The organism is Streptomyces sp. ADI95-16 (genome assembly GCF_003721495.1).
Classification (GTDB): Bacteria; Actinomycetota; Actinomycetes; order Streptomycetales; family Streptomycetaceae; genus Streptomyces; species Streptomyces goshikiensis.
The window spans coordinates 302,152-327,687 of the sequence record NZ_CP033582.1 but is presented as its reverse complement, the minus strand read 5'-3'; the positions used below and the strand labels follow the sequence as shown (position 1 = coordinate 327,687).

The following is a 25,536-nucleotide window of genomic DNA, read 5'->3' as shown; positions in this document are numbered from 1 at the left end:
GAGCGACGATGAGGTACGTACCGAACGGCGGCCGGGCCCGGTCCGGTTGCCTGCTCCTGGCAGCACTCGTACTGGCCGGCACCGGGCCGGCGGCCGCGACGGCGGCGGCGGCCGACCAGCAGGCTCCTCGGCACGCGCCGGCGGCGCAGTGCCAGGGCAGCCGGCTCTCGGCCAGTGCCGCGGGCGGGTTCAACCAGGTCCGGGTCACCGTGGTCAACAAGGGCTCGAAGCCGTGCACGCTCTCGGGCTTCCCCACCGTGGCCATCGCCGGCCAGGGCGCGCCCGACCGGAACAAACCGCTGGGCGTCACCCGGCAGGGCAGCGCGAAGCCGGTTCAACTCGCGCCCGGCGGCCGGGCGGTGACCACCATCACCTTCGCCCCGGTACTCGGTGAGGCGGACGGCTACTGCGCCTCCGGCGCGAAGCCGACCGTGGCCCCGACGATGGTGCTCGGCATCGCCGGCACCCGCACCCAGGTGGCGCCGAACGACGGCGGCGAATTCGCCCTCTGCGGCAATACGGTCACGGCCTCGGCGTTCCGCTCCGCCTGACGACGTCGGCCGCGCCTCAGCCGCGCCTCAGGCCCGCGTCAGCCGAAGCGGACCGTCTTGAACGCCTTGCCGTGGCTCCCGCCGGGAGGGACGGCGACCCCGTCGTCCTCGCAGTCGATGCTCATGTAGAGCGTGGCGGGCCTGTCCGTGAGGTTCCTCGCGAAGGCGGCCCGGCCTGAGGCGCCCACGCTGCCCGTGACGTCGAGGCACGCGCCTTCCGCCGGATCGCGCAGCGCCGCCGTCCGGGTGTGGCCCGCGACGCTGTACCGGAAGGTGAACTTCCCGTGGGCCGCGTGAGCGGTCTGGGGCACGGCCAGGACCAGCAGGGCCGCGAGGGGGATGGCGCCACGGTGAAACAGCCGCATGGGAGGGGACCCGATCCGTAGGGGTCCCCAGTTCAGCGCACGATCGCCCCGTGGGCAGAGCGGCTCGCCGCGCGGGCGCCGCCACCGCGTTCTTCCGGGCGAGGTGGGATACGGTCCCGTCACATCGCATCGTCTCGTACGGACGCCCGCCCCGTCCTCCCCGGAGACCGCCCTGTCCCAGCGCTCCCGCCGCGCTCTCGTGTCGGCCCTGCTCGGTCTGCTGCTCGTCTCGGCCGCCGTCGTCCCCTCCGCGGCCGCTGCGGCCCCCCGCGCCGCGCTCGCCCCGGATCCGAAGCCCGTGACCGCCGTGACCGCGGTGCCGGGCGGTGCGGCCGCGACCCCGCTGGCCGGTTACGCGATCCGGTCCACGGCCGAGGTCTCCGACACGGCGGCCGCCGTGTCCACGCCCGGCTATCCGACGGCGCATTGGCACCGGGCCGGGCCCCGCTCCACCGTGCTCGCCGCGCTGGTCGCCGACGGCACGCACCCCGACCCGTTCTACTCCACCAACCAGCGGCGGATCGCGGCCGGCGCGTTCGCCGTGCCGTGGTGGTTCCGCGCCGACTTCGTCCTCCCGGACACCCGGGCCCGCACCCACCTCGACTTCAGCGGGGTGCTCTCCGCCGCCGACGTGTACGTCAACGGCCGCCCGATCGCCGCCGCGGCCACGGTCGCCGGGGCGTACACGCGTCACGAGCTCGACGTCACCGCGCTGGTGCGGGCCGGCACCAATACGGTCGCCTTCCGGATCCGGCCGAACGACCCCCGCAAGCACCTCACCGTGGGCTGGCTGGACTGGCTGCAGCCGCCGCCCGACGCCAACATGGGCATCGTCCGCGACGTCCTCGTACGCCGCTGCGGCCCGGTGTCGCTGCGGGACGCGCGCGTGCTGACCCGCCTCGCCGTCCCTTCGCTGGACTCGGCCGAGCTGACCGTGAAGGCGCGGGTCCGCAACGACTCGGAGCGGCCCGTCACAGCCACGGTCACGGCGGTGGTCGACGCCGCCGCCCGCGACGAAGGCGCCGCCCGCGACGGCGACGGCGATGACGGCGGCCGGATCGTGCTGCGCCAGCGCGTCACCCTGCGCGCCCACGAGAGCAGGACGCTCGTCTTCGCCCCGGACCGGCACCCGCGACTGCGCCTGCACCGCCCCCGGGTGTGGTGGCCCGCGGAGATGGGGGCGCAGCCCCTGTACGGACTCGGCGTCACCGCGGCGGTGGCGGGCAGCCCCTCCGGCACCGTGCGCCACGACTTCGGGATCCGCGACGTACGGGCCCCCGTCAACGCCTCCGGCGCGCGCCAGTACGTGATCAACGGTCGGCCCCTGCTGATCCGGGGCGGGGGCTGGTCGGCCGACCAGCTGCTGCGCTGGGACGCCGTCGCCGCCCTGGACCGGATCGGGCTGGCGCTCGACGCGGGGCTGAACACGCTCCGCCTCGAAGGCCACATCGAGCCGGACGAGTTCTTCGACCTCGCCGACCGGCACGGCATCCTGACGCTGCCCGGCTGGGAGTGCTGCACCAAATGGGAGGGGCAGGTCAACCCGACCGGCAAGGGCGAGAAGTGGGACGCGGCGGACCGCCTGACCGCCCGGGCCTCCATGGCCGCCGAGGCCGCCCGGCTGCGCGACCACCCCAGCGTCCTGTCCTTCCTCATCGGCAGCGACTACGCGCCCGACCCGGAGACGGAGCGGGACTACCTCGACGCCCTGCGCACCGCCGACTGGCCCACCCCGGTCATCCCGGCCGCGTCCGCCGTCACCACGGCGCTGAGCGGACCGTCGGGCATGCGGATGACCGGCCCCTACGACTGGGTCCCGCCCTCGTACTGGTACGACAAACGCGAGGGCGGCGCGACGGGCTTCAACTCCGAGACGAGCGCCGGGCCCTCCGTCCCCACCCTCGACACCCTGCGCCGTACGCTCGCACCGGCGGAACTCGAAACGCTCTGGCGGACGCCGACCGCCCCGCAGTACCACCGCTCCCCCTCCCCCACCTTCAACACACTGAAGCTGTACGACGACGCCCTGGCCCACCGGTACGGCGCCCCGCGCGGCCTCGCGGACTACGTCGCGAAGGCGCAGCTGGCCCAGTACGAGAACGTCCGGGCCCAGTTCGAGGCCTACGCCCGCAACGCCACGGACGCGGTCGCCCCGTCGACGGGGGTCGTCTACTGGATGTTCAACAGCGGCTGGACCTCACTGCACTGGCAGCTCGTCGACCGCTACCTCGACCTGGGCGGCGCGTACCACGGCGCGAAGAAGGCCAACGAGCCCCTGCACGTCCAGTACTCCTACGACGACCGCACCGTGGTCGTCGTCAACCGCCGGAGCGCCGCCGCGTCCGGGCTCACCGCCCGGGTGACCCTGTTCGCCGTCGACGGGACCTCCCGCTACGACCGGACCGTGCGCGGCTTCCGGGTCGGCGGGGGCGGCGCGAGGAGCACCGTCCTGACCGTCCCGGCCGGCGTCCCCGGCCTGGGCTCCACGTACCTGGCCCGGCTGACGCTGACCGACGGCGCCGGGCGCGAGGTCAGCCGGAACGTGTACTGGCTCTCCACCCGCCCGGACGTCCTCGACCACGACGCCGGCGACTGGTACCACACCCCCACCACCGCCCACGCCGACCTCACCGGCCTGAGCTCCCTGCCGGCCGCCTCCGTGACGGCGACGGCCCACACCGTCCGCCGCACCGGCCCCGGCTCCGTCTCCACCACCACGGTCACCCTCCGCAACACCTGCGGCTGCAAGGCGCCGGCGCTGCTGACCGACGTCCACCTGGTCGACGCCCGCGGCGCGCCCGTGCTGCCGGTCCGCTGGAGCGACAACCTGGTCACCCTCTGGCCCGGCGAGAGCGCCGTCCTGACCGCCACCTACCGCACCTCCGACCTCCCCGGCGCGCTCCCCCGCCTGAGGATCTCCGGCTGGAACACCCCGACCACCCACATCACCCCGGCAGGCGTTTCGTGAAGACCGGCTCACGGGGTCAGCTCCCTCGGATCCAGGGGGATCCTCCAGAAGTTGCGGCGGTGCACGGCGCCCAGCTCGATCTGTAGGGGCGAGGGCCGCACGACGAGTACGGGGCAGGCTGCGTGCGCGAGGCAGTAGCGGGCCACCGAGGGGCGCAGGAGGCGGCGCAACGGGGCACGCGAGCCGGTGCCGACGACCAAGAGGTCCTCCACGCCACGGGCGGAGTCCACCAAGGCGGCGCCGAGGGTGCCCCGTACGGCGAGGCCCGCGAGGGTGACTCCGGGCTTCGCCGCACGGAACGCCGTGTCGAGCACCTCGCGGAGTCTCTCGACGGCGGCCGTACGGCATTCCGCCAGGACGGAGGGGCCGAGGCCGTTCCGGCTGCCGAGTTCGCCGCCCGGTGGTTGCCACGCCAGGACGACCCTCAGCTCCGCATCGCGTACGCGGGCCTTCGCGGCCGCCCTGTGCAGGGCGGCCAGACTCCCCAGGGTGCCGGTCACGCCGACCACGACTCTTCGCACGCCCTGCTCCCTCTCCGCGGCATCCACTCACCGGCCCCCATGGAAAGGCCGCGAGGCACGGCGGAGCCATGTCCCTGACGGATCTCTGGCGGGGAGGCCCACGACCCTGACGCACTCCTGATGGCCTCCAGGTCCTGCCGTCAGTGACGCGTATGGAGTGGGCCGGTGGCCTCGACAACCCGTCCGAGATGGCCCGCATCGCGGCCGCCGTCGGACCGGGCGGCCGCCAGAAGGTCATGGTCCGGGTGGTCCCGGGTGTCTCGGCCGGCGGCCACGACAAGATCCGCACCGGTACGGAGGACCAGAAGTTCGGGCTCTCCCTCACCGACGGCGGCGCGCAGCACACCATCACCCGGATCCTGGGCCAGCCGCGACTCGAACTCACAGGGCTGCACTGCCACATCGGCTCCCAGATCACCGAGGTGAAGCCCTACCTGGTCGCCCTGCGCCGCATGATCGGGCTCATGGCCCGCGTCCGCGACGCGCACGGCGTGGTCCTGCCCGAGCTGGACATGGGCGGCGGCCACGCCGTCGCCTACCGGCCCGGCGAGGCCGCCCTCGACCTCACCTCGCTCGCCCGGCGGTTGCGTACGGAACTCGTCGACGGCTGCGCCGCCGCGGGACTGCCCGTGCCCCGGCTCGCCGTCGAACCCGGACGGGCTGTCGTGGGCCCCGCCGGTGTCGCGCTCTACCAGGTGCTCACCGTCAAGCACACCGGCGAGAAGGTGTTCGTCGCCGTGGACGGCGGCATGAGCGACAACCCGCGGCCGGCGCTGTACGGGGTGCGGTACGCGCCCCGGCTCGTCGGTCGCCACTCGGCGGCCGGGCCCCGTACGGCCACGGTCGTCGGCCGGCACTGCGAGGCGGGCGACGTCCTCGCCTCCGACGTCCGGCTGCCGGGCGACGTCCGCCCCGGTGACCTGCTGGCCGTACCGGTTGCCGGTGCCTGCCGGCTGTCCATGGCCTCCGGCTACAACCTGGTCGGCCGCCCCGCCGTCGTCGCCGTCCACGAGGGCACGGCCCGGCTCCTCGTCCGGCGCGAAACCCTGGATGACTACCGGAGCCGGGACATCGGCATCTGAGGGCATCCAGGCGTGTCAGGCGACGCCGATGTGCTGGACGTGGCCCCCGGCCGGTTCGTGGACGGGCCAGCCGGGATCGCCGGTCTCGGCGAACCGCATCCACGACCGGTGGATACGGGTGGCGAGCGGAGCGGGCGGTTGGGCGTTGCCGAGGAGCCCTCGCGGGCCGCGCAGCGAGGGCAGGGACAGGCGGTCGAAGACGAACGGCAACTCCATGACGTGGCTGGCGCCCAGTTGTCCGTCGATCGCGTCGGAGCGCCAGTCGAACGCGTAGCAGTACGTCCGTCCGGCCGCGGCGCTCGCGTGTGCGGCGGCCATCCGCCGGGTGCCGGCTGTGAACAGCCCGTCGCCGAGGATGGCCGTGCGCAGGTCGGCGGCTGAGGCGGACGGGTACCGCGTCCGGTAGTCACGGACGGCTTCGTCGGGGTCGGGGTGGAACTGTGCCGCGGTGTCCCGGACATCGGCATCGGTGGTGCTCGCGAGAAGTCCCGACGGGGCCAGGTAGAGGGCGCCCTCGTCGCGATTGGCGCCGATCAGCAGGTCGATCTCGTTTCCCTGGCCGGCGGCGACCGCGGTGGCCGGCTGGTGTTCGCCGACCAGGCTGAAGGGGGTGATCCCGCCGAGCGGGTCGTGGTGGGTGGGGGTGCGCAGGTCCAAGCCGGTCAGGCCGGCCGTGACCGCGACGAGGTGCTCGTCGGGTATGTCGGCCAGGGCGTTGGCGGTGGGTTCGAGGTCCAGCCGGCGCCCGACCGCCGCGGTGACGATGCCGGCCTGGTCGGGGGTGAAGGCGCCGGTGCCGCTGCCGCTCTGGATGATCGCCCGTCGGAACAGGCCCGCCGAGGCCGGGTCGGCGAGGACGCCGCCCACGATGACGGCTCCGGCGGACTGGCCGAAGAGCGTCACGTTCTCGGGGTCGCCGCCGAAGGCGGTGGCATTTCCCCGGATCCAGTGCAGGGCGGCCAGGACGTCGAGCATGCCACGGTTGTCCGGGGCGTCGGGCAGGTGCAGGAAACCGGGGATGCCCAGGCGGTAGTTCACGGTGATCAGCACGACGCCGTCGCGGGCGAAGGCCGTGCCGTCGTAGAGCGGTGCACGGCCGGAGCCCGCGACGAACCCTCCGCCGTGCACGAACACCATCACCGGCCGGGGCGGTCCATCCGGCCGCGGGGCCCAGATGTTGACGGTGAGGTAGTCGTCGCCGCGCTGCCAGCCCGGGCCGAAGTTGGGCGACATGTCGAGGGTGCCGAAGGAGTCCCGGGCGGGCTGGGGCGCGGTCGGTCCGGGCCGCGTGGTGTCACGGATCCCGGTCCACCGCGGGTGCGGGCTCGGCGCGGCGAAACGCCCGCGGCCGACGGGCGGTGCGCAGTAGGGCACGTCGAGGAAGACGGTCCCGTGTCCGTGGCGGCGACCGCGGACGGGGCCCGAGGTGGTGGTGACGGTGGCGGGATCGGCGGGTGCCATCTGTGGTCTCCTGGCTGCTGGTCGCTCGTGTGGGCGCCGCCGCTCCGGCGTGGCCGGACCGGCGGCGGGGTGGAATCGGGGTCAGTACCGGGTGATCGGCGCCCATTTCTTGATCACGAATCCGCTGCCCCCGTGCTCGACCTCCAGGGCGCTGTGGCCGCTGAAGTGGGCGGGGAGGACGAGGGCGCCCGTGTCGGCGGCCCAGCCGAGCAGCCTGCGGCGGGTCGCGCGGGCCTGGGCCGGGTCCTGGCAGAAGCAGCTGTTGTGGTCGGGGTGCGTGACCTGCAGGGGGGTGTGCATCAGGTCGCCGGCGAACAGCGCCCGGTCGCTGCCGGAGGTCAGCGCGACGACGCTGGATCCGGGCGTGTGGCCGGGGGCCGCTTCCAGACGCAGGCTGCCGTCGATGGTGTGGCCTTCCTCCCACAGCCGCACCTGACCCGCGGCGTGCACGGGGGCGACGCTGTCCTCGAAGACGTTCTCGTTGACGCCGCCGGTGATGTCCGGGTTGTTCGCCGGGTTCCAGAACTCGAAGTCGGCCTTGGGCATCAGGTAGGTGGCGTTCGGGAACGTGGGTACCCAGTCGCCGTCGATCAGGCGGGTGTTCCAGCCGACGTGGTCGACGTGCAGGTGGGTGTTGACCACCAGGTCGACGTCCTCGGGCCGCACACCGGCGCGCGCGAGGTTGCCGAGGTAGTCCAGCCGCAGGTGGTCCCACGCGGCGACGGCCGGGCGGGTCTTGTCGTTGCCGACGCCGGTGTCGACCAGGATGGTCCTGCCCTCGCTGCGCAGCAGCCAGGTCTGCATCGCGACATGGACCATCGGGTCGTCGGGGCCCAGGTGGTCGGGCACGAGCACGGCACGCTGGTCCTTCCACGCCTGCTCGGGCAGGTCCGGGAAGAACTGGTCCGTGGGCATGATCGGCCCGTGCATCTCCTCGATGCGGGTGATGGTGACATCGCCCAGGGTGATCTCGTGGGTGTCCTGCATGGTGGTTCTCCGTTCGGTGCGTGCCCGCGGCGCTCAGCGGTTCAGGTGGGCGAGGAGCAGGTTGGGGTCCTGGGCGGTGACGTAGGCGGCGCTCGTCACGTGGACGGTGTTGCCGCGCAGGGCGATGGACGTGGGGTTCCGCAGGCCGTCGGCTTGGGTCAGCACGATGGAGTGGCTGCCGCCGGGCCGGACGAGCACGACCTGGCCGGGGCCGTTGAGGGCGGCGAGCAGCTGGTCGCCGCGGCCGGTGAAGGCGAAGTCGTCGATGCCCGGCAGGCCGGTGGCCGCGGTCCGGACACGGCCGGCGCGACCGTCCGGGAGGACGGGGACGCGCAGTACGGTGCCCTTGTCGAGGTTGGTGGCCCACACCGCACCGTTGTGGAGCCTCAGGCCGTTGGCGCCGAGGAAGCCGGTGGAGGCCAGCTCGGGTGCGGTGGACCAGGCGGTGGGGGTGCCGCCGGTGGTGGGCACGCTCCAGATGGTGCCCAGCACGGAGTCCGTGACGTAGAGGGTGCGGGTGCGCGGGTCCAGGGCCAGGCCGTTGGGCAGGCCGTTCGCGGGCAGTGCGGCGATCCGCTGCGGTCGGCCGCCGGGACGAAGCCGCCACACGCCGGTCAGGTCGGGGGTGCCGGTGGCGTACAGGAAGTACAGCGTGCCGTCGTGGGCCCGGACGATGCCGGTGGTCAGCGGGAAGCCCAGGGCCGGTGTGTGGACACCGCCGTCGGCGGGCTCGGGCAGGGTGGCGAGGATCCGGGTGGTGCCGTTGGGGGAGACCTTGGCGATCTGGCGGGCCTTGGCGAAGGTGACGTACACGGCGCCGTCCGGTGCCGGGGCGAGGTTCTCCGGCGTCTGCCCCTTGGGCAGGTCGAAATGCGCGGCGATCCGCGCGCTGCTCAGGGGGGCGGACTCGGCCGACGCCGACGCCGACGCCGAGGCCGAGGCCGGAGCGAGCGCTGCGGCAGCCGCCGCGACAAGGACGGCCGCCGGCACAGCAGACCTGGAGAGCTTCTTGAACATGGTTCCTCCACTGGTTTTCGGGCATGCGGCAGCGATGCGCCGACGCACGGGTTGGGTGGGACGGGCCGGTTCGGGGGCCGTGCGGCCCCGGGACCGCTCCCGGGCGGTGGCCGGTCGTCGGCCGTTCCGGGTGGGGACGGGTGCTCGCCGCGGTCGGCCGAGCGCCCCGTGACGTGGTGCGAGGTCAGAGGTCAGGCAGTGGCGGCCCGGGGCCCCGTCCGCGCCGGGTCGGGGGCGCCGGTGTCCTGGGTGACGGCCCGGGCGAGCAGGGCGAGCGCGGCCCGCGAGGGCGAGCCCGCCTCCGTGGTGGCCACCACCGTGTGGGGGCCCGGTCCGTGACTCAGGGTCTGCTGAACGACGGCCAGCGGGCCGACCAGCGGGTGCCGCATCTCATAGGTGGCGACGGTGCACGCCCTGACCCGGTGGTCGGCCCACATCGAGGAGAACTCCGGGCTCTTGGCGCTCAGTTCACCCAGCAGTGCGTGCAACGCGGTGTCCTGGGGGTGCTGGGCCGCCACCAGGCGCAGGTTCCCCACCACCGCCCTGGCCTTGCTCGGCCAGTCCGCGTACAGGTCGCGGGTATGACCGTCGAGGAACACCAGTCTGGCCATGTTGGGACGCTGCCCCGACAGGTCCGGGGCGCCACGGTCCAGGTGCCCGGCGAACAGCGCGTGACCCAGGCGGTTCCACGCCAGCACGTCACTGCGCCGGCCGAGCACGAGCGCGGGAACGTCCGCCAGCACGTCCAGCAACTGAGCCGTCGCCTCCGTCACACGCTCCGGCGCGGGCCGCCGGCCCCGCGTGCGATGCCTGTCCGCCCGGACCAGGTCGTGCAGGTACCGCCGCTCGGACTCGTCCAGCCGTAGAGCCCCGGCGATCGCGTCCAGCACCTCGGACGACGCGCTCAGCGAGTGCCCCTGTTCCAGCCGGGTGTAGTAGGAGGCGCTCACCCCCGCCAGCAGCGCCAACTCCTCGCGCCGAAGACCCGGCACGCGCCGACGCTCCCCATAGGTGGGCACCCCGGCATCCTCGGGACGCAGCTGTGAGCGCCGCGCCTGCAGGAAGTCCCCGAGCTGCGATTTTCCGGTCATGGATCCGAGTATGGGCCGACGCGAAACGCACAACCTGCCCCAGCTGTGGATAGGCACCAGCGGGTCTGGCTCCCCGGCAGGACTGGTGATGACGTGGGTGTCGCCGACCCGGCACCATCCCGCACGCACCACCCAGGAGGACGCCTTGAGCGCCACCACCGGCGAACACGACCGCTTCGAGGCTCTGGACGCATCGGCCTTCGCCTTCACCCGGCGCGCATGGGTCGATGCCGCACCCGCCCGGGTCTATGACCTGGTCAGTGACGTGTCCGCGATCGGCCGCTGGAGCCCCAACGCGACCGACGTCACGTTCGACCAGGGCGCCGGCCCCCGGGTCGGCGCCTGGTTCAGCGGCCTCAATCGGAAGGACGGCAGGCAATGGACCACCCGCTCCCAGGTCGTACGGGCCGACCCCGGCGACGCCTTCACCTTCGTGGTCGGCGGCGCCGAGGCCGGCATCGTGCGGTGGAGCTGGACGTTCCACCCCCGGGGACGCGGAACCGTCGTCGAGCAGTCCTGGCAACTCCTCCGCCTCGACCCGGTGCTGGGCACCACCCGCGGCGATCTCGACGCACTCCGCGACTACATGACGGACAGCGTCGAAGCCACCCTGGTCTCCCTCGCCCGGTGGATCGCCGAAGAGGCCTGATCCGAGGTCAGCCGGCGCGGATGTGCGGGCGGCGGGTGCGGTCGGGTTCGGCCTCGCGGATGACCTCGCGCGTGACGGGGGCGACCTCGCCCTGGCCGAAGAGGAAGAACCGGAAGAAGTTGGCCATGGGGTTTCCCTCGGTCCACTCGAAGTAGATGTGGGGGCGCTGGCCGGTCTCGTCGCGGACGTGCAGCAGCAGGGCGGCGAGCGCGTTGGGGATGCTGGAGCTCTCCAGGGTGAGGACGCGGTAGCGCTCGTGCAGCACTTCGCCGCGCACCCGCATGCCGGACTCGAACTCGGAGGCGTCCAGAACCGTGACCTCGACGAATATGACGTCGTCGCCGGCCGGGATGTCATTGTCCGCGCGGATCTGCTCGACCTTCTCGCGGTACTCGGCCCGGTCCCGGTTGTCGGGCTCGTTCGCGATGAACCGGATGGTGCGGTTGGCGGTGTCGCGGATGAACCGCTGCGCCATGTCGTCCAGCTCCACGTCCGTGACGCGCAGTTCGAAGACGCGGGCGAGGCGGGACAGGAGCGAGAGCGCCATGATGCCGCCGATGAAGCAGGCACCGATCTTCACGCCGTCGGGGCGTTCGACGACGTTGACGGCCGTGGTGTAGATGAAGACGGCCGAGATGATGCCGAAGCCGATCGTCCAGCCGCGCTCCCCCGCCCGGCGGGCCGCGATGGTCACGGCGACGGCCGCGATGGTCGCCAGCGGCGACAGCAGACCCGCCGCCAGGAACGCGATGCCGGGCTGGTAGCCGAGGGTGGAGAAGTATTCGAGGCCCGTCAGGCACATGACCCGCCACCACGGCCGGCCGTGGGGCTGGGCAGCCGCCTCCTTGGCGGCAGGCGAACTGTTCTCGGCTGTCAAGCCTTCCAGCATCCACGCGCGCAGACGCGAGGAGCGGGCAGGGGGGCCATCGTGGGGCTCCTGTCGTACGGAAAAGAATCAGCCATCGGCACCGACGGCTGAGTCAGCGTACGCAGCGAGATCCTTTTTGCACGTGTGTGCGCCAATACTGACGCGTCCTCAACGCGGACGAACCAGCGGAGTCCCGATCGGACGATCAGCCGAGGCCGGGGACCGTGGACACCAGCAGGTCGATGAGCTTGATGCCTACGAAGGGCAGGACCAGACCGCCGAGGCCGTAGACGCCGAGGTTGCGGCGCAGGAGGTCGTGCGCGGAGGCGGGCTTGTAGCGGACGCCGCGCAGGGCGAGCGGGATGAGCGCGACGATGATCAGGGCGTTGAAGATGATCGCCGAGGTGATCGCGGAGGTCGGGCTGCTCAAGCCCATGATGTTGAGGGCCCCCAGGCCGGGGTAGGCCGCGGTGAACATGGCCGGGATGATCGCGAAGTACTTGGCGACGTCGTTCGTGATCGAGAAGGTGGTCAGGGCGCCGCGGGTGATGAGGAGCTGCTTGCCGATCTCGACGATTTCGATGAGCTTGGTGGGGTTGGAGTCGAGGTCCACCATGTTCCCGGCCTCCTTGGCGGCCGAGGTGCCGGTGTTCATCGCCACGCCGACGTCGGCCTGCGCGAGCGCGGGGGCGTCGTTGGTGCCGTCGCCGGTCATCGCGACGAGCTTGCCACCCGCCTGCTCCCGCTTGATGAGGGCCATCTTGTCCTCGGGAGTGGCCTCCGCGAGGTACTCGTCCACGCCCGCCTCGGCGGCGATGGCGCGGGCCGTCAGCTCGTTGTCGCCGGTGACCATGACCGTACGGATCCCCATGGCGCGCAGCTCCGCGAAGCGCTCCCGGATGCCGTCCTTGACGACGTCCTTGAGATGGATGATGCCGAGCACCCGCGGCCCGTCCCAGTCGTGGACCGCCACCAGCAGCGGGGTCCCGCCGGACCGCGAGACCTGGGCGGACCATGCGGCGGCCTCCGCCGGTACGGTCCCCCCTCGCATCGCCACCCAGTCCATGACCTCGACCACCGCGCCCTTGCGGATGGCGCAGCCGGCGCCGTTGTCCCAGCTCAGGTTGACGCCGCTCATCCGGGTGCGGGCGCTGAACTCGGTGAAGCGGGGTTGCTGAGGTCCTCGGCGGCGGCCGGCTGGAGTCCGTACCGCCCGGCCAGAGCGACGACGGAGCGGCCTTCGGGGGTCTCGTCGGCGAGGGAGGACAGCTGGGCGGCGTCCGCGAGCCTGGTGTGGTCGGTCCCGGGCAGGGGGATGAAGGCCGCGGCCTCGCGGTTGCCGTGGGTGATGGTGCCCGTCTTGTCGAGGAGGAGGGTGTTCACGTCGCCCGCGGCCTCGACGGCGCGGCCGCTGAGCGCGATGACGTTGCGCTGGACGAGCCGGTCCATGCCGGCGATGCCGATCGCCGAGAGCAGGGCGCCGATCGTGGTGGGGATGAGGGTGACGAGGAGGGCGACCAGCACCGTCGTGGACTGGGCGGCGCCCGCGTAGGCGGCCATCGGCTGGATGCTGACCACGATCAGGATGAAGATCACGGTCAGGGCCGCCAGCAGGATGTTCAGCGCGATCTCGTTGGGGGTCTTCCGCCTGGACGCGCCCTCGACCAGTGCGATCATGCGGTCGATGAAGCTGTTCCCGGGGCGCGAGGTGACGCGGACGACGATCGAGTCGGAGAGGACCGTCGTACCGCCGGTCACCGAGGACCGGTCGCCGCCCGATTCCCTGAGGACCGGGGCCGATTCGCCGGTGACGGCGGACTCGTCCACCATCGCGGCGCCGTCGACGACATCGCCGTCGGCCGGGATGGATTCGCCGGCTTCGACGAGCACGAAGTCGAAGGGCTGGAGCTCGGCCGGGGTGACCACCTCGGTCTCGGCGCGGCGAAGGTTCGCGCCGTACGTCCAGTGGTTCAGGCGCAGCGCGACCGTGTCCGTGCGCGCCTTGCGCAGCGACTCGGCCTGGGCGCGGCCACGGCCTTCGGCGACGGCCTCGGCGAGGTTGGCGAAGAGAACCGTGAGCCACAGCCAGACGCTGATCACCCAGGTGAAGACGGAGGGGTGGATCAGCGCCGAGAGGGTGGTCAGCGCCGATCCGACGGCGACGACGAACAGCACCGGCTTCTTGACCAGTTCGCGCGGGTGGAGCTTGGTGACGGCCTCCCGGGCCGAAGTGGCGAGGAGTTCGGGCTCCAGCACGTTCACAGGGCCGGAGCGTTTCCGGGACGGACGGCCGGCCGGAGTCCGTGGAGGGGTGCCGAGACCCGGGGGTTCGTGCTGGGCGGCTGCGGGAGACATGGGGCGACCTTCTGACGAGATCAACGGAGCTGGAGAGGGGGGTTCTGGGGGTTCGCCGCCGGGGACCGTCTCGCACGGACCCCCTCGGCCGTCATGTGAGTGATCGAGGTCCCCGGCGGCGCAACAGGCAGGAAACTACTGCCCGTTGGTGGGTGATGACCCGCGTGGGCGGGGGAATTGGCACCTTCTTGACGGCGGCGCACGACGCGCGTCAGATCGCCGTCAAGGGCGCGTCGTCGGTGTCGCGGCGCACGGCGTGGGCGACGACGGAGCCGCGCTGGTTCTGGAGCATCCGCTGCCACAGGTGGGCGGGTTCCGTCTCCGGGATCAGGACGGTCGCCTGCGCGTCCGGGTGTGTCCGGGCCAGCTCGCGCACGTAGGCCGACACGGGCCGGCCGAGCGAGCGGCTCTGCGAGGTGATCTCGGTCAGCTCCACACCGGGCTTCCACAGCTCCCAGTCCCGGCGCAGCGCTTCGGCTGCCCGCCGGTCCTCCGGAGCGGAGTGCGTGACGGTCACGGCGAGGACCTCGCCGCCGAGCGAGCGGGCGGCGGTGAGCGCCCGGCAGGTGAGCCGGGACAGCCCGGAGACGGGTACGACGACCAGGGAGCGGGAGCTGTGGGGTGCCTGCGGGATGCGGCCGAGTTCCAGGCGTTCGCCGATCTGCTCGTAGGCACGGCGGATCTTCTCGAAGCCGAGGACGAGCAGCGGCAGGGCGAGGACGATCAGCCAGGCGCCCTCGGTGAACTTGGTGGCGGTGACCACGACGGCGGAGACACCGGTCAGCAGCGCGCCGAGGCCGTTGAGGGCGGCCTTCGCCCGCCAGCCCTTGAGGCGTTCGCCGTGCCAGTGGCGGACCATGCCGACCTGGCAGATGGTGAAGCCGACGAAGACGCCGATGGCGAAGAGCGGGACCAGGGTGTTGGTGTCGCCTCCGGAGAACACGAGCAGGGCGGCCGACACGAGCGCCAGAGCAGGGCGCCGAGGGCGACCTCGGCAACCGCGTCGAACTGCGGGTCGTCGACCGCGGGCCCGGGGTCCCGGACGAGGCCAAGGACCGGATCTTCGAGCCCTTCCAACGCCACGGCGATGCCCCTCGGGGCGCCGGCGTCGGTCTGGGCCTCGCTGTCGCCCGCGGCTTCACGGAGGCCATCGGCGGCACCCTCACCGCCGAGGACACCCCCGGCGGCGGCCTCACCATGGTCGTCACCCTCCGCATGGCGGGCAGCGCTTCCCCGGTCAGCGCGGAACTCCCGACCTCGGCGGTCACCTGACCCCGTACGGATCCGGCCCCGTCGCACGATCAGTGTGCGCCGGGCGGACGACCGGGACGGCACCCCTTGACGGGTTCCTTCCGCACAGAACCGATCCTTGACGCCGCCCTGACGGGCGGGCATCAGAAGGTCGTCAAGGAACGTCCGCGGACTTGCCCGCCACACCTGCGATGCGCTGGGATCGAGTCATGAACAGCGGTCCGCGCCACGACGATCGGCCACCGAATCGGGTGCGGCCGACGGCGCCGCCCGCTGTCCGCCCGGCCCTCTGAAAGGCCGCGCGTCCTCCGCGTACCGGCCATCGGGTCTCCGTACGCGTTCCCCCCTCCACCGCACGGCCTGATCCCGCCCACGCCCCCCGTATGACGCGGGCGCAGCGCGTGGCAGCCGTGCCCGTTCCCAGGAAGCCACATGCTCGCATCCCTGTCCGGACGTACCGTCCTCGTCACCGGCGCCACCGCCGGCATCGGCTACGAGACCGCCCGCCTGCTCGCCCGGCGCGGCGCCGTCGTGCTGCTCCACGGCCGCACCGCCGAGGAGGCCCAGGCCGCGACCGATCGCCTCATCGCCGCCGACGGCATCGGCAGCGGCCTGCTGCGGCCGCTCGCCGCCGACTTCGTCCGCCTGGAAGAGGTCGAGAACCTGGCGCACGCCGTCGTACGCGAGTATCCGCGTCTCGACGTCCTCGTCAACAACGCGGCCATCGCCGCACCCGAGCGCCACACGCTCACGGCCGACGGCAACGAGATCGCCTTCCAGGTCAACTTCCTCGCCCACTACCTCCTCACCCACCTCCTGGAGCCCGCCCTGACGAGCGACCCGGGCGGCCGCGTCGTCAACGTGTCCTCCTCGCTCCACCGCACCGGTGCCATCCAGTGGAACGACCCCCAGCGGGTGCGGCGTTACTCACGGCTCGCCGCCTACGCGCAGTCGCAACTGGCCTTGACGGTCTTCGCCGCCGACCCGCGCGTCACCGCCGTCTCCGTCAACCCCGGCGTGTGCGCGACGGACCTCCTGCCGCTGTACGGACACGAGGGCGCGCCGGCCGCCGAGGGCGCCCACCACGTCGTACGACTGTGCGACCCCGCCACCGAGATCGTCAACGGCGCCTACTACGACCGCTCCGAGCGCGTCGCCCCGGCGCCGGCCGCCACCGAGGACCGCACCGTCAAGCGCCTCAACAAGCTCGCCGGCCTCCTCGTCGGCCACACCGCCTGAAGGGGCGCCACCGGCCAACCGCGGCTCCCAGACCGGTCTCCGTGCGTTCCCGTACCTCTCACGCCTCGAAGCGGTATCCCATACCGGGAGCGGTGATCAGGTGGCGCGGGTGGGACGGATCCGCTTCCAGCTTCCGCCGGAGGTGCGCCATGTACACCCGCAGGTAGTTGGTCTGCGTCCCGTACGAGGAACCCCACACCTCCTGGAGGAGCCTGCGCTGGCTGACCGCCCGGCCCCGGTTGCGGATCAGGACCTCCAGCAGGTGCCATTCGGTCGGGGTGAGCCTGACGTTCTTCCCTCTCCGCCTGGTCCTCCTGGCGAGCAGGTCGACGCTGAACTCCTCGGTCTCCACCACCGCTTCGTCCCCGGCGGTCGCGCCGCGGTCGGGCGTGCGGCGGACCACGGCCGCCAGCCGGGCGAGCAGTTCGTCCATGCTGAAGGGCTTGGTGATGTAGTCGTCGGCGCCGGCGTCGAGGGCCTGGATCTTGTCGCTCGAACCGTGGCGGGCGGAGACGACCAGGACCGGTACCTGCGACCACCCCCGCAGGCTCTTGATGACCTGGATCCCGTCCATGTCGGGCAGCCCGAGGTCCAGCAGGACCGCGTCCGGCCGGCAGGCGGCCACCGAATCCAGGGCCTCACCCCCGTCCGCCGCGCACTCCACCTCGTACTTGCGTGCCTTCAGGTTCATGACCAGCAACCGAGCGAGCTGCGGTTCGTCATCGACCACCAGCACCCGGGTCATCGGCGTGCCGCCTTCCTGTCATGCGTCCTGCGGAGATGGGACGGCTCACTTGAGCAAACAGCCGTTTCCTCCTGTGCCGACGGGCGTTGACGACGTCCATACGCCCACGGGCGTGACCTTGACGGCTTCCCTACGGGAGCGGCTCCTGCCCGTGTCAGAGCTGTGTCAAGGACGGTCCGACCCGCTTGAGCGCGGGCTCGCCACCCCGTTGGATGGGCGGGGTGAACAGCGGTCTGCGCCATGACGACCGGCCACCGCATACGGTGCGCCCGGCCCCGCGCGCTGTCCACCCGACGGTGCGCTGACGCGTCCTCCGATCCGCGGCCGCCCGCCCCCGCCCGTACCGGCGGGCGGCCGCCCCCGCCCGTACCGGCGGGCGGCCGCCCCCGCCCCGTGCCCGCCGCCGTCCCGGCGGGCACGGGCCCACCCGTTCGCAGGCTCCGATCCCCCCTGCTTCCCTCCGCCCGGACGTCCCGGGCACAGCCTGGAGAGACCCCATGATCGAGATCGCCCCGCAGCAGCTGCCGGCTCTGAGCCGCTGGTTCCCCGCAGGCTCGCCCGGCCCCGCCACGCTCGCCGAGCACGTGCTGGCCACCGGCCACGGGCAGTGGTGGGCCGACCACCGCGACCGGCCCCGCGTCCTCGCCGTCAGCTGCGCGGACCACGTCCTGCTGCGCGGCGACCCGAGCCGCCTCGCACCGGATGCGCTGGCGCGGTTCGCCGGCCGGTACGTCGAGGCTCCCGCCCGGTTCGGTCCGTACCTCGCCTCGGCGTTCGACCGGGTCGTGCCCTGGGAGCGGATGCTGTACGTCCACCAGGTCCCGGCGCCCCTCCCCCGGGCGCCGCGCGGCGTGACGGTGCGACGCCTGACCCGCGAGGACGCTCCGGCACTGGCGGCGCTCCATCCCGAGAACGCCTGGATACACACCAGCTGGGGCGGCCCGGGCGGACTCGCCGCATCCGGGTACGGCTGGGCCGCGTTCGCCAAGGGGGCGGTCCTCTCCGTCGCCTGTGGCTACTTCCGCGGCGGCTCGTACGAGGACATCGCGGTGGTCACCGTGCCCGACCGGCGCCGCGAACGCCTGGCACTGGCCTGCGTCTCGGGGCTGACCGCCGATGTCCGAGCACGTGGACGGACCGCGAGCTGGTGCTGCTCGCGCGACAACCGGCCCAGTCGGCTCCTGGGCTGGACGGCCGGCTTCCGCCTGACCCGGGAGTACGTGCACCACGTCACCGGACGCGCACGCGTCACGGCACGCGCGGGCGACGCGACGGCGGTACTCACGTGAGCGGCCTGCGAAGCGCCCCGTCAACATGCCGTAGCCGCCACGTCAGCGGCGCGTCAGAGCCCGATCCGCAAGCCGGAACCCGCCCTACCGTCTCCCCATGGGACGACGACTCACACGGTCCGCGACCGGCGCACGGACCGCCGTCGCGCACGACATCCACTGGGCCGGCGAGCGGCGCACCGCCATCGGCGTGACCTGCCTCCTGTACGCGGCCCTGCTCGGCATGGATGCGGCCTTCGGCACGCTCGACACGACGCGCGGCACCCTCTGGACCGGCCTGTCCGTCCTCGCCTTCGTGATACTGCTGCCGCTCCGGGTCTCGACGGCCCCCGGCGTACTGAGCGCACGCGGCCTCCTGACGGGGAACACGGTCCGTACCGACAGCCTCGCCTCGATCAGCTGGTCCGACGGCGTGGCCCAGCGGATGGTCCTGCGCGACACGGAGGGCAACGCGGTCGAGGTCGACCCGACCGTCCTGGTTCGCAACCCCGCGATGTGGCGCCGCTTCGACGAGGACACCCGCACCTCCACCCGGCGGGGCACCCTGCTGTGCGGCGCGGTGACCCTGCGCGAGCTGGCGGCGCGCATCGACCGCGAGACCGCCCGCACCGTGTTCCAGGTCTCCGGCCTGTAGCGACCCGAGCACGCCCGCTCCGCCACCGCAGGCCTGAGCGCCGGCCGTCGAAGGCGCCGGAGACCTCGATGCCGGTCAGGCCGGGAATGTCACCGATGCGCCGCAGCATCCGATGACGGACCGGCCGTCGTCGGCGGGGAAGGCCAGCCGCAGCCGGGGACCTCGCCCGCGCCACCTTCGTCACCCGCCAATCCATGAACGTCGTCCTGCGCGGACTCCAGGAATCGGGGCTGCTCGACCCGCCCGCCACCGTCGAAACCGGCCGGGCGCGCCCGACATCCCTGACGGACGAGGGGCGACGCCGCCTGAACGCGGCGCAGGGCGACGTCTACTCGATCGAGGCGCGCATGATCGAGGCGATCCCCGACGAACGTCTGGCCGGACTCCTCGAAGACCTCGACCGGATAGGGCACGCACTCAGCTGAGCAGCGCACGCGTCACCGCTCACCGGCAGCCGCATCACGCTCGTCCCGTTCCGCTGCCTTCGAGCATGCGCGTGGAAGAGCCGAGGAGGGCGAGGGCGTCGGCATCCGGGCTGCCCGGCTCCGCGGTGCCGATCAGCAGGTGCTGGCCGGGAGCGCTCTGGACGTCGAAGGACTGGTACGTGAGGGTGAACCGGCCCACGGCCGGGTGGTTGAAGGTCTTGGGTCTGAGGCCGAGAGAGCTGACGCCGTGGCGCAGCCACATCTGCTCGAACTCTTCGCTGCCGCCGCGCAGTTCCTGGATGGTGGCGGCCATCCGGAGATCCCCCGGATGGTGTCCGGCAGCCAGGCGCAGGGCCTCGACGGAGCACTGCGCGACTTCTTGCCAGTCCGCGTAGAGCTCTCGGGCCGCGGGATTCAGGAAGAGGGAACGCAGTACTTGGCGGCGGTCGGCGAGTGGTGAGAGGAGCGCATCGGCCAGGGCGTTGGCCGCGAGCACGTCGAGGCGGCGGTTGATGATGTACGCGACTGCGGTGGGGAAGGCGTCCATGAGCCGGAGCAGGGCGGGCTCCACTTCGTCCGGCGCGTCCGAGGCCTCGGGGTCGGGCAGGAGACCGGCGAGGCGGTAGGCGTGCCAGTGGGCGTCGGTATTCAGGCGGAGCGCCCGCGAGATGGCGTCGATGACCTGGCCGGAGGGGCTGCGTTCGCGCCCCTGCTCCAGACGCGCGTAGTAGTCGGCGCTGACACCGGCCAGTACGGCGACTTCCTCGCGCCGGAGCCCCGCGACCCTGCGGTGTCCGTAGGTCGGCAGGCCCACTTCCGCGGGCTTCAGACGGGAGCGCCGCGCTTCCCGGCGCTCGTCCGTCAGGCGAGGCATCCCCCCACCCTAAACGAGAACGCTGGTTTCCGTTCTGGGCGCGCGAGGGAGCAAGCCCCATCCGGTCAGTCGGGCCTGCTCCAGGATGAGGTGCCAGACGGGGGCCAGGCCCAGCACGGTGACGTGCGGGCCGCCGCTCGGCCGACGTGAGCACTACCCCGTCCGGGTGGAACGCGGCGCGACCCTGGAATCCGCCCATGAGTACGACCTCCTGACGCTGAGACAGCGGCGGCACGGCCGAGGGCGGCGGCGTTTCGGAGCACGGCCCCGCCCGGGGAAGCACCGCGACAGCATGTAAACGCTGGCCCGTCCGTACGACTTCCGCGAGAGTCCGCCCATGGCCGCACCGCTGTCCGCACCGCCGTCCGTACCCCTCCCCGCGTCTGTGACCTGGGGGGATCCCATCACCGAAACCCTCGAACTCACCGGTGCGCGCTGCGCCTTGTCCCGCGGACTCATCGCCGCCGGGGACTGGGCGCTGGCCTTTCCGGCACCGGGCCGACTCACGATCCAGGCCGTGACGCAGGGCGTCGTCTGGCTGGTGATGGAGGGCGTCGAACACCCCGTCCGCCTGGAGGCGGGGCGACATCGCCGTCTTCGCCGGCGACCGCCGGTACACCCTGGCGAGTGACCCGGCCGTGCCGCCGATCGACGCGCTGCCCGTGCTCCGGGCGACCACCGAGACCTTCTTCCACGCCGGGGACGAAGGGCGGGACGCCGTCACGATCGGCGGCCACATCGACCTCGACACCACCGGCAGGAACCTGCTGCTGAGCGCCCTTCCGCCCCTGATGCACGTCAGCGCCACCACGGCCGAGGCACCCGCGGCCTGCTGGCTCATGGACCGGACGCTCCACGAAATGCGGTCGGCCGACGCCCTGCACACGGTCATGCGCGGCCCCTACGACTGGGCACCACGCTCCGGGCGCTACAACACCAACGCGCTGTGATCACCGGGGCGCTCCCGGACACCGCTCGCACGATGGCGTGACGGGATCGCCGCGGAGCCATGCCGGTCGTGCGTTTGGAGGCATTACCGGCCGGGCGAAGCCGGTCCGCGACACGGCCGCCGCCCCGGCCGGCTCGGCCAGGGCCCAGCGCCGCTTCGGGTCCGCCCAGCGCCGCGTACGCGAGCACCTCCGCGACCAGGGCGGGCGCGTGGGTTTCGGCCACGTCCCCGAGCACCTGGCCGTGCGTCATGTCGACCTGACCGGATGCGGCCATTCCCGTCCTCCGCTTCCCTGACCGGTGACCGGCGAGCGGTCACCCTACCGAAGGGCCGGCGGCACCGTCCCGGTGACGAACCATCAGCAGCCCTCTGACCTGTTGTAACCCGATGAGAGACCGCCTGACAGGGGTGCCGTCCTGGGGTTTTGCCAGGGCTTTGCCGAACGCGCGTCAGGCCGGGCGGCCGGTACCACGCACCCTCCCGACGGCCGGGCTCTGCTTGCCCGCAGGCCCTGGAGCGTGCACACTTGCGCGAATTCCGGCCGGGCGCAACGTCGCACCCCCCTGCACATCCGCCCGCACCCACGGTGCCGGCACCAGCACGTCATCGGGAGCAAGGTTGAGCACATCGGGTACCGCCCGCCAGCAGGATCTCCACGACCTCAGCGACGCGCAGCTCTGCGCGCTGCTGCGCGAGCACGGCGCGGCGCCCGGCCCCGAAGTCAGCGACGTGATGGGCGAGGTGTTCGCCCGTCACCACTCGGCGGTGCTCGCCTACGCCCGTACCTGCTGCCGGGACGTCGCGACCGCAAAGGACCTCGCGGCGGAGGCGTTCGCCCGCACCTACCGGGCGGTCGCCTGGGGGGCGGGTCCCGAACACGCCTGGCGCCCTTACCTGCTGACCTGCGTGCGCCGGGTGGCGACCGACTGGATGCGCCGCAGCGCCCGGACCCAGCTGTCGGACGACTTCGAGAAGTGGGCCGGCGATCTTTGCGACGGCCAAGACGTCGAGGGCGCCGTCCTGTCGGCGGAGGAGGGGTCGCTGGTCCTGCGGGCGTACCGGTCGCTGCCGGAGCGCTGGCAGGCCGTGCTGTGGCACGCGGTCGTCGAGCACGAGCCCGCGACCGAGACCGCCCGCCACCTCGGGATATCGGCGGGAGGCGTCGGCTCGCTGGCGGCGCGGGCCCGGGAAGGCCTGCGCGAGGCGTACTTGCGCGCCCACCTGGACCAGAGCGCGAGCGAGGAGTGCCGGCACTACGGCGGCCAGCTCGCCACCGCGCTGCGCCGGCCCGCTACGCGCGTCACCCGGGACCTGCGCCGCCACCTGGGGGCCTGCCCCGACTGCGCCCGGGCCGAGCGCGATCTGCGGCACGTCAACAGGAGCCTGGGCGCGCTGCTGCCGGCCGGAATCCTGCTGTGGAGCCCGGGCTCCTTCTTCGCGTCCGCCGGCGGACACGGCGCCGCGCACCTGGCGGCGGCGGGCAAGCTGGGCGGGATCAAGGCGGGCGGGACGAAGCTGGGCGGGATGAAGCTGGCGGCGGCGCGGTTGGGTTCCACGAAGTGGAGCGTGGCGGCGGCCGCGGTGGCGGGGACGATGACCGCGTTCGTCCTGCTGCCGGTGGAGGGCGAGCCCGGGCCGGCCCTGCCGCCCGCCCCGCTGGCCGCGAGCCCGAACCCGGATCCGATGCCGACCCCGCACCCGGACGACTCCGGGACGCCGTTCGTGGCCGTCGGCGTGCCCATGTCGGCGACGGCCTCCGCCGGGCCGTCGCCCGCCGTCGCCACGTCGGCCGCGGCCTCACCCGTGCCCTCGGCCTCGGCCTCACCGTCGCCCTCGACCGGTCCGGCCGGCCCCGCGCTGGTCAACACCGCCTCGGGGCTGTGCGTCGGCCTGGGCGGCAACGGTTCGGACGGCCCGCTGGAGCTCCAGCGGTGCAACAAGGCCCCCTCCCAGGGCTGGCAGCGCCTGCCTGCCGGGCGGGACACGTACCAGCTCCGGAACACGGGCACCGGCACCTGCCTCGACGGAACCACCGGCGGCGGGAACGTCGTCGGCGTCCGCCTCCGTGCCTGCCGCTCCGACGCGGGCCGCGTGACACAGCTCTGGCGGTTCGATCCGGTCGCACGACCGGGCACGTACCGGATCTGGTTCGTGCCGCGGGTCCGGCAGACCGATTACGCCGACCACCTGCTGGGCCCTCTGAACTGGCCGAAGGCCGATCCCCCGCGCCCGGGTTCGCCCATGGTGCACCTGCCCGACTACTACAACTCCGTCAACTTCCACTTCTCCCTGGGGTGAGCGCGGCCCGCCGCCCCGCTCAGTCCCGGATGAGCAGGACGACGACGCCGGCCACGACTCCCAGCAGCAGCCCGAGCACGGAGTACCGGGGCCGCGACTCGCGCAGCACGGGCAGGAAGTGGTCGACGGAGAAGCGGCCCGGCCCGGTGAGGGTGAGCGCGACGATGCCGGCCAGCAGCGCCAGTTCGAGTTCCACGCCCTTGGGGGCGGAGAAGGGGCTCAGCCCGCGCACGTCGAGGATGTTGATGAAGGTGCCGATCAGGGCCGCGCCGGCGAGCGGGGTGAGCAGGCCGAGGGCGAGACCGAGGCCGCCGAGGGTCTCGGCGAGACCGGCGATGACGGCCATGGCGTCGCCGGCGGGATAGCCGCTCATCGAGAAGCCCTTGCCGGTCGCGGCGAGACCGGGGCCGTGGAACCAGCCGAAGAGCTTCTGCGTGCCGTGGGCGGCCATGGTGAGGCCGAGGAAGAGCCGGAGCACGAGCAGGCCCACGTCGTGGGTGACGGTGGTAGCGGGAGCAGGGGTGGCGCGGTAGACCGCGTGGTCCCATCGTTCGTGCGCCATGGACGTCCGTTCTTCCGTCACGTGCGAGCGGCGGCCACCCTATGACGTCCGTCCGGTTCGTCCTGCCCGCAACGTCGTCGGCGCGGATCGTCGACCCTTTCGGCCGCAACCCGCAGGTTGACGGTGCGGACCGCCGCGACCGGCCGCCCGGCTCGTAGGATGCCTGTCATGCCGGACACCCCTCCCCGCCCCGAGCCGTTCCTCGCGCGGACCCCGCCCGCGCTACTGGAGGACCTGCGGGCGCGGTTGCGCGCGACGCGGTGGCCGGACGAGCCCGAGGACGCCGGGTGGTCGCTCGGCACCGACCTCGGATACCTGCGCGAGCTCGTCGCCTACTGGGCCGACGGGTTCGACTGGCCCGCGCAGGAGGAGGCGCTCGCCCGGCTGCCCCGCTTCCGGGTCGCGCTCGGCGGCCTCGGGATCCACTTCGTCCACGCGCGGGCCGTCGCGCCCGCCGGGCCGGTGCTGCCGCTGGTGCTCAGCCACGGCTGGCCGGACTCGTTCTGGCGCTACGCGAAGGTGATCCCGCTCCTCACCGACCCCGGCGCGCACGGCGCCGATCCCGCCGACGCGTTCGACGTGGTCGTGCCCGACATGCCGGGCTACGGGTACTCCGACCGGCCGGCCGGGCCGCCCCTCGACTCCATCGCCGTCGCCGGCCTGTGGGCCGAGCTCATGGACGTACTCGGTCACCGCCGGTTCGGGGCGGCGGGCGGGGACATCGGCAGCCACGTGAGCCGCTACCTCGGGCTCGACCACCCCGACCGGGTGGTGGCCGTCCACCGTACCGACGGGGGCGTGCCCGTGTACGGCGGCGATCCGGCGGACCTCGCTCCGGACGAGCGCGCCTGGTTCGAAGGGGCCGCGGCCTGGGGCGCGGCCGAGGGCGCCTACGCCGCCCTGCACCGTACGAAGCCCCAGACCGCCGCGTTCGGGCTGAACGACTCGCCGGCCGGGCTCGCCGCGTGGATCGTGGAGAAGCTGCGGGCGTGGAGCGACTGCGACGGCGACGTCGAACGGAGCTTCACGAAGGACGAGATCCTCACGAACGTCACGCTGTACTGGCTCACCGGGACGATCGGCTCGTCGATGCGCATGTACCGCGCGAACGCCGCGATCCCGCCCGCCCAGCTGGCCCGCCGCGTCGAGGTGCCGTCCGGCTTCTCGCTGTTCCCCGGCGACATCGTCCGCCCGCCCCGCGCCTGGCTGGAGCGCACGGCGAACGTCGTACGGGTCACCGAACCCGCCCGCGGCGGCCACTTCGCCGCCTTCGAGGAACCCGAGCTCTACGCGAGGGAGCTCCGCGACTTCTTCCGCCCCTACCGCGCGGGGATCGCCGGCTGAGGGTGGTGCCG

The 25,536-nt window shown here is 73.0% G+C and carries 20 protein-coding genes and 5 pseudogenes; 13 read left to right on the top strand and 12 right to left on the bottom strand.

The window, feature by feature from the left end:
* Positions 1–8: 8 nt before the first annotated feature.
* Positions 9–551, top strand: coding sequence for a DUF4232 domain-containing protein (locus EES41_RS38405; protein WP_123083165.1), 543 nt, complete (start codon positions 9–11; stop codon positions 549–551).
* Positions 552–589: 38 nt separating this feature from the next.
* Here EES41_RS38405 and EES41_RS38400 read toward each other — a convergent pair whose 3' ends face one another.
* On the bottom strand, positions 590–916 hold the full coding sequence (locus EES41_RS38400) for a hypothetical protein (RefSeq protein ID WP_123083164.1): 327 nt from the start codon (positions 914–916) through the stop codon (positions 590–592).
* A gap of 199 nt (positions 917–1,115) precedes the next feature.
* Here EES41_RS38400 and EES41_RS38395 point away from each other — a divergent pair, with 199 nt between their 5' ends.
* Entirely contained in the window at positions 1,116–3,884 is a 2,769-nt protein-coding gene (locus EES41_RS38395) for an exo-beta-D-glucosaminidase (protein ID WP_254211878.1), read from the top strand.
* A gap of 8 nt (positions 3,885–3,892) precedes the next feature.
* Here the strand turns inward: EES41_RS38395 and EES41_RS38390 are convergent, their stop codons facing one another.
* A complete protein-coding gene (locus EES41_RS38390) occupies positions 3,893–4,405 on the bottom strand; it encodes a universal stress protein (RefSeq protein WP_254211877.1) in 513 nt (170 codons plus the stop codon).
* A 170-nt stretch (positions 4,406–4,575) separates the two neighbouring features.
* Here EES41_RS38390 and EES41_RS38385 point away from each other — a divergent pair.
* Positions 4,576–5,487, top strand: a pseudogene (locus EES41_RS38385) (diaminopimelate decarboxylase); the annotation flags it as partial.
* A 15-nt stretch (positions 5,488–5,502) separates the two neighbouring features.
* Here the strand turns inward: EES41_RS38385 and EES41_RS38380 are convergent.
* The 4 genes from EES41_RS38380 to EES41_RS38365 all read right to left on the bottom strand — a co-directional run bounded on the left by EES41_RS38380 (position 5,503) and on the right by EES41_RS38365 (position 10,043).
* Entirely contained in the window at positions 5,503–6,948 is a 1,446-nt protein-coding gene (locus EES41_RS38380; protein WP_123083161.1) for a carboxylesterase/lipase family protein, read from the bottom strand.
* Positions 6,949–7,029: 81 nt separating this feature from the next.
* Entirely contained in the window at positions 7,030–7,935 is a 906-nt protein-coding gene (locus EES41_RS38375; RefSeq protein ID WP_214352917.1) for an MBL fold metallo-hydrolase, read from the bottom strand.
* Positions 7,936–7,968: 33 nt separating this feature from the next.
* Positions 7,969–8,952: an SMP-30/gluconolactonase/LRE family protein gene (locus EES41_RS38370; RefSeq protein ID WP_123083160.1), complete on the bottom strand. Its 984-nt coding sequence runs from the start codon at positions 8,950–8,952 to the stop codon at positions 7,969–7,971.
* Positions 8,953–9,143: 191 nt separating this feature from the next.
* Positions 9,144–10,043 (bottom strand): helix-turn-helix domain-containing protein, encoded by a 900-nt coding sequence (locus tag EES41_RS38365; protein WP_123083159.1) that lies wholly within the window; start codon positions 10,041–10,043, stop codon positions 9,144–9,146.
* A gap of 10 nt (positions 10,044–10,053) precedes the next feature.
* Between EES41_RS38365 and EES41_RS38360 the strand changes: the two genes are divergently transcribed.
* A complete protein-coding gene (locus EES41_RS38360; RefSeq protein ID WP_254211876.1) occupies positions 10,054–10,692 on the top strand; it encodes an SRPBCC family protein in 639 nt (212 codons plus the stop codon).
* 7 nt (positions 10,693–10,699) lie between these two features.
* Here the strand turns inward: EES41_RS38360 and EES41_RS38355 are convergent.
* From EES41_RS38355 to EES41_RS38345, 3 pseudogenes are all read right to left on the bottom strand, one after another.
* A pseudogene (locus EES41_RS38355) lies at positions 10,700–11,431 on the bottom strand (amino acid transporter); the annotation flags it as partial.
* 334 nt (positions 11,432–11,765) lie between these two features.
* Positions 11,766–13,915: pseudogene (gene kdpB / locus EES41_RS38350) on the bottom strand (potassium-transporting ATPase subunit KdpB).
* Between the two features lie 211 nt (positions 13,916–14,126).
* Positions 14,127–14,888: pseudogene (locus EES41_RS38345) on the bottom strand (amino acid permease); the annotation flags it as partial.
* Between the two features lie 17 nt (positions 14,889–14,905).
* Here EES41_RS38345 and EES41_RS38340 point away from each other — a divergent pair.
* Both EES41_RS38340 and EES41_RS38335 read left to right on the top strand, forming a co-directional pair.
* Positions 14,906–15,187 (top strand): annotated as a pseudogene (locus EES41_RS38340) (sensor histidine kinase); the annotation flags it as partial.
* Positions 15,188–15,598: 411 nt separating this feature from the next.
* Entirely contained in the window at positions 15,599–16,405 is an 807-nt protein-coding gene (locus tag EES41_RS38335; RefSeq protein ID WP_123083157.1) for an SDR family NAD(P)-dependent oxidoreductase, read from the top strand.
* A gap of 58 nt (positions 16,406–16,463) precedes the next feature.
* Here the strand turns inward: EES41_RS38335 and EES41_RS38330 are convergent, their stop codons facing one another.
* On the bottom strand, positions 16,464–17,150 hold the full coding sequence (locus EES41_RS38330) for a response regulator (RefSeq protein WP_123083156.1): 687 nt from the start codon (positions 17,148–17,150) through the stop codon (positions 16,464–16,466).
* Between the two features lie 497 nt (positions 17,151–17,647).
* Here EES41_RS38330 and EES41_RS38325 point away from each other — a divergent pair, with 497 nt between their 5' ends.
* From EES41_RS38325 to EES41_RS38315, 3 genes are all read left to right on the top strand, one after another.
* The gene (locus tag EES41_RS38325; protein WP_123083155.1) at positions 17,648–18,439 is read left to right on the top strand and encodes a GNAT family N-acetyltransferase; all 792 of its coding nucleotides are present in this window, start codon (positions 17,648–17,650) and stop codon (positions 18,437–18,439) included.
* A gap of 97 nt (positions 18,440–18,536) precedes the next feature.
* Complete coding sequence (locus EES41_RS38320; RefSeq protein ID WP_123083154.1) at positions 18,537–19,073, top strand: hypothetical protein; 537 nt, start codon at positions 18,537–18,539, stop codon at positions 19,071–19,073.
* A gap of 194 nt (positions 19,074–19,267) precedes the next feature.
* Positions 19,268–19,498 (top strand): hypothetical protein, encoded by a 231-nt coding sequence (locus EES41_RS38315; RefSeq protein WP_123083153.1) that lies wholly within the window; start codon positions 19,268–19,270, stop codon positions 19,496–19,498.
* Positions 19,499–19,532: 34 nt separating this feature from the next.
* Here the strand turns inward: EES41_RS38315 and EES41_RS38310 are convergent, their stop codons facing one another.
* Positions 19,533–20,372, bottom strand: a complete 840-nt coding sequence (locus tag EES41_RS38310; RefSeq protein WP_123083152.1) for a helix-turn-helix domain-containing protein — start codon at positions 20,370–20,372, stop codon at positions 19,533–19,535.
* Positions 20,373–20,709: 337 nt separating this feature from the next.
* Here EES41_RS38310 and EES41_RS43525 point away from each other — a divergent pair, with 337 nt between their 5' ends.
* The 3 genes from EES41_RS43525 to EES41_RS38300 all read left to right on the top strand — a co-directional run bounded on the left by EES41_RS43525 (position 20,710) and on the right by EES41_RS38300 (position 23,619).
* Complete coding sequence (locus EES41_RS43525; RefSeq protein ID WP_254211875.1) at positions 20,710–21,003, top strand: cupin domain-containing protein; 294 nt, start codon at positions 20,710–20,712, stop codon at positions 21,001–21,003.
* A 7-nt stretch (positions 21,004–21,010) separates the two neighbouring features.
* Complete coding sequence (locus EES41_RS43520; protein ID WP_367995819.1) at positions 21,011–21,322, top strand: cupin domain-containing protein; 312 nt, start codon at positions 21,011–21,013, stop codon at positions 21,320–21,322.
* 617 nt (positions 21,323–21,939) lie between these two features.
* Positions 21,940–23,619 (top strand): sigma-70 family RNA polymerase sigma factor, encoded by a 1,680-nt coding sequence (locus EES41_RS38300; protein ID WP_164496192.1) that lies wholly within the window; start codon positions 21,940–21,942, stop codon positions 23,617–23,619.
* Between the two features lie 19 nt (positions 23,620–23,638).
* Here the strand turns inward: EES41_RS38300 and EES41_RS38295 are convergent, their stop codons facing one another.
* A complete protein-coding gene (locus EES41_RS38295) occupies positions 23,639–24,181 on the bottom strand; it encodes a DoxX family protein (protein WP_123083150.1) in 543 nt (180 codons plus the stop codon).
* Between the two features lie 168 nt (positions 24,182–24,349).
* Between EES41_RS38295 and EES41_RS38290 the strand changes: the two genes are divergently transcribed.
* Positions 24,350–25,525, top strand: a complete 1,176-nt coding sequence (locus EES41_RS38290; RefSeq protein WP_123083149.1) for an epoxide hydrolase family protein — start codon at positions 24,350–24,352, stop codon at positions 25,523–25,525.
* The last annotated feature ends 11 nt before the right edge of the window (positions 25,526–25,536 follow it).